This window comes from Pseudomonas citronellolis (genome assembly GCF_029335315.1).
Taxonomy (GTDB): domain Bacteria; phylum Pseudomonadota; class Gammaproteobacteria; order Pseudomonadales; family Pseudomonadaceae; genus Pseudomonas; species Pseudomonas citronellolis_A.
In genome coordinates this window covers 1-3,879 of the sequence record NZ_JARJLT010000002.1, presented here as the reverse complement: position 1 = coordinate 3,879, position 3,879 = coordinate 1, and the positions used below count along the sequence as shown (strand labels likewise).

4 protein-coding genes are annotated in these 3,879 nt (G+C 65.7%); 3 read left to right on the top strand and 1 reads right to left on the bottom strand.

Features of this window, described 5'->3' with window-relative positions; genetic code table 11:
* The coding region (locus tag P3W75_RS00035) for a MetQ/NlpA family ABC transporter substrate-binding protein (RefSeq protein ID WP_276225319.1) at positions 1-768 on the bottom strand (768 nt) is incomplete at its 3' end.
* Positions 769-1,217: 449 nt separating this feature from the next.
* Between P3W75_RS00035 and P3W75_RS00030 the strand changes: the two genes are divergently transcribed.
* From P3W75_RS00030 to P3W75_RS00020, 3 genes are read left to right on the top strand one after another with little or no spacing between them, the layout of a single operon-like run.
* On the top strand, positions 1,218-2,654 hold the full coding sequence (locus P3W75_RS00030) for a cytochrome ubiquinol oxidase subunit I (RefSeq protein ID WP_276225318.1): 1,437 nt from the start codon (positions 1,218-1,220) through the stop codon (positions 2,652-2,654).
* A gap of 2 nt (positions 2,655-2,656) precedes the next feature.
* On the top strand, positions 2,657-3,664 hold the full coding sequence (gene cydB, locus P3W75_RS00025) for a cytochrome d ubiquinol oxidase subunit II (protein ID WP_276225317.1): 1,008 nt from the start codon (positions 2,657-2,659) through the stop codon (positions 3,662-3,664).
* Positions 3,665-3,674: 10 nt separating this feature from the next.
* Complete coding sequence (locus tag P3W75_RS00020; RefSeq protein WP_276225316.1) at positions 3,675-3,821, top strand: DUF2474 domain-containing protein; 147 nt, start codon at positions 3,675-3,677, stop codon at positions 3,819-3,821.
* The last annotated feature ends 58 nt before the right edge of the window (positions 3,822-3,879 follow it).

Genomic DNA, 3,879 nt, shown 5'->3' with positions numbered 1-3,879 from the left:
GATCACCGCGCCGTTGTATTTCTTCTCGATGAAGGCCTTCACTTCCGGGCTGGTCAGCGCGGCGGAGAGTTTCTTCAGGGCGTCGCTGTCCTTGTTGTCCGGACGCGCCACCAGGTAGTTCACGTAGGGCGAGTTGCGGTCTTCGAGGATCAGCGCGTCCTTCACCGGGTTGAGCTTGGCTTCCAGGGCGTAGTTGGTGTTGATCAGGTCCAGGTCGACCTGGTCCAGCACGCGCGGCAGCAGGGCCGATTCGAGCTCCTTGAACTTCAGGTGCTTGGGGTTCTCGGCGATATCTTTCGGGGTGGCCAGGGCGTTGCTCGGGTCCTTCAGCTTGATCACCCCGGCCTTCTGCAGCAGGAGCAGGGCGCGGCCGCTGTTGCTGCCCTCGTTGGGCAGGGCCACGGTGGCGCCGTCAGGCAGTTCGGCCAGGGACTTGTATTTCTTCGAGTAGCCGCCGAAGGGCTCGACGTGCACGCCGGTCACTGTGATGAGGTTGGTGCCCTTGCCCTTGTTGAAGTTGTCCAGGTACGGCTTGGTCTGGAAGTAGTTGGCGTCCAGGCGCTTCTCGGCCACCTGCACGTTGGGTTGTACGTAGTCGGTGAAGACCTTGATCTCCAGGTCCACGCCCTCCTTGGCCAGGGTCGGCTTGATCAGCTCGAGGATCTCGGCGTGGGGAATCGGGGTGGCGGCCACCAGCAGTTTCTCGTTGGCGTTGACCGAAGCGCTGAAAGCGGCGGCGAGGGCAGTGAGGAGCAGCAGTTTCTTCATGACGGTGTCCTTGTAGGGCAGCGTGCCGGCGATCGGGCCGCGGCTCGTGGCGGCGGCGCAGGACGGCGGGGGAGTTGGCTCCGGCTCCTCTGCGGAAGCCGTTGGAGCGAAAGCTACCGGGATTCTTTATTCCATTAAAATATTATTTATTCATCTGAATATGACTAAAATTCATATAAAGGGACTGAGACAAGCTGCCGCGCGGCAGCCTGTCGCGCGGCAACCCACCACGGCGGCAAGCGCCGGGCGCGCGCGTAACATCGAGACGCTTCCTTGAGCTGCATCAATGCGCGCCGCGCCGAACTCCGGCAAGCGCTCCGCCGCGACCGCAGGTCCGCCGGCCCGAACAAGAATCCGATCCAGGATCCATGCTGAAACCACCGGCGTCCGTGCGCCGGCGAGCTGCCCGCTGCGTGCGACGACGGGCGTCAACCTGAAGAGGAAACCTCATGTTGGGTCTAGAGGCGTTGGAACTGGCGCGTATCCAGTTCGCCTTTACCGTCTCCTTCCACATCATCTTCCCCGCCATCACCATCGGCCTCGCCAGTTACCTGGCGGTGCTCGAAGGCCTGTGGCTGAAGAGCGGCCAGGAGGTCTACCGCGACCTCTATCACTTCTGGTCGAAGATTTTCGCGGTGAACTTCGGCATGGGCGTGGTCTCCGGCCTGGTCATGGCCTACCAGTTCGGCACCAACTGGAGCCACTTCTCGGCCTACGCCGGGAGCGTCACCGGGCCGCTGCTGACCTACGAGGTGCTGACCGCCTTCTTCCTCGAGGCCGGCTTCCTCGGCGTCATGCTGTTCGGCTGGAACCGCGTCGGCCCCGGCCTGCACTTCTTCGCCACGGTGATGGTGGCCATCGGCACGCTGATCTCGACCTTCTGGATCCTCGCCTCCAACAGCTGGATGCAGACCCCGCAGGGCTTCGAGATCGTCGACGGGCGGGTGATCCCCACCGACTGGGTCGCGGTGATCTTCAACCCGTCGTTCCCCTACCGCCTGCTGCACATGGCGATCGCCTCGTTCCTCGCCACCGCCTTCTTCGTCGGCGCCTCGGCGGCCTGGCACCTGCTGCGCGGGCGCGACAACCCGGCGATCCGCAAGATGCTCTCGATGGCCATGTGGATGGCGCTGATCGTCGCGCCGATCCAGGCCATGGTCGGTGACGCCCACGGCCTCAACACCCTGGAGCACCAGCCGGCGAAGATCGCCGCCATCGAAGGCCACTGGGACAACACCGAGGGCGGCCCGACCCCGCTGATCCTCTTCGGCCTGCCGGACATGCAGCGCGAGGAAACCCGCTTCAAGGTGGAAATCCCGGTGCTCGGCAGCCTGATCCTCAAGCACAGCCTGACCGAGCCGATCCCCGCGCTGAAGGACTTCCCGCGCGAGGACCGGCCCAACTCCACCATCGTCTTCTGGTCGTTCCGGATCATGGCCGGCCTGGGCATGCTGATGATCCTGGTGGGCCTCTGGAGCCTGTGGCTGCGCCGCAGCGGCGGGCTGTTCCGCAACCGCGCGTTCCTGCGCCTGGCCCTGTGGATGGGGCCCTCGGGGCTGCTGGCGATCCTCGCCGGCTGGTTCACCACCGAGGTCGGCCGCCAGCCCTGGGTGGTCTACGGGCTGATGCGCACCTCGGACGCGGTGTCCAATCACAGCACCCTGCAGATGAGCGTGACTCTGGTGATGTTCGTGCTGGTGTACTTCTCGCTGTTCGGCGTCGGTATCGGCTACATGATGCGCCTGGTGCGCAAGGGCCCGGTGACCCACGAGGGCCGCGAGCACAACGACGGTGGCGCCGGCCGCCAACGCACCCCGGCGCGGCCGCTGTCGGCTACTACCGAGGGCCTCGACGACGATGACAACGGCCTGGAAGGGAGGAACTGAGCATGGGCATCGACCTTCCGCTGATCTGGGCGATCATCATCGTCTTCGGCGTGATGATGTATGTGGTGATGGACGGCTTCGACCTGGGCATCGGCATGCTCTACCCGTTCTTCAAGGACGACGGCGACCGCGACGTGATGATGAACACCGTGGCGCCGGTCTGGGACGGCAACGAGACCTGGCTGGTGCTCGGCGGCGCGGCGCTGTTCGGCGCTTTCCCGATGGCCTACGCGGTGGTGCTGTCGGCGCTGTACCTGCCGCTGGTACTGATGCTGGTGGGGCTGATCTTCCGTGGCGTGGCCTTCGAGTTCCGCTTCAAGGCCAAGGCGCACAAGCGGCACATCTGGGACAAGGCGTTCATCGGCGGCTCGCTGGCGGCGACCTTCTTCCAGGGCGTGGCACTGGGCGCCTTCATCGAGGGCCTGCCGGTGGTCGACGGGCAGTACGCCGGCGGCTCGCTGGACTGGCTGGCACCGTTCCCGCTGTTCTGCGGCCTGGGCCTGATCGTGGCCTACAGCCTGCTCGGCTGCACCTGGCTGATCATGAAGACCGAAGGCACCCTGCAGCAGCGCATGCACGACCTGGCGCGGCCGCTGGCGCTGGTGCTGCTGGCGGTGATCGGCATCGTCAGCCTGTGGACGCCGCTGGCCCACAGCGAGATCGCCGCGCGTTGGTTCAGCCTGCCGAACCTGTTCTGGTTCCTGCCGGTGCCGCTGCTGGTATTGCTGACCTTCTACGCGCTGCTGCGCTCGGTGGCGCGCAATGACAACGCGCTGCCCTTCGTGCTCACCCTGGTGCTGATCTTCCTCGGCTACAGTGGCCTGGGCATCAGCCTGTGGCCGAACATCATCCCGCCGGGGGTGAGCATAGTGGCGGCCTCGGCGCCGCCGCAGAGCCAGGGCTTCATGCTGGTCGGCGCGCTGTTCATCATCCCCTTCATCCTCGGCTACACCGCCTGGAGCTACTACGTGTTCCGCGGCAAGGTGAAGCACGGCGACGGCTACCATTGAGGGCATGGCGATGAAAGCGCAAAGCGAGAAAGCGCCGTTGGCCAAGCGCCTGGGCTGGCTGCTGCTGATCTGGGCGGGCAGCGTCGCCGCCCTGGGCGTGGCGGCCTGGCTGATGCGCCTGCTGATGAGCGCGGCGGGCCTGGGCGCGCCGCACTGAGAACTCCCATCCGGGCGCCGCGTGCGCCCGTAGCCCCCGCTTCGGCGGGGGCTTTTTT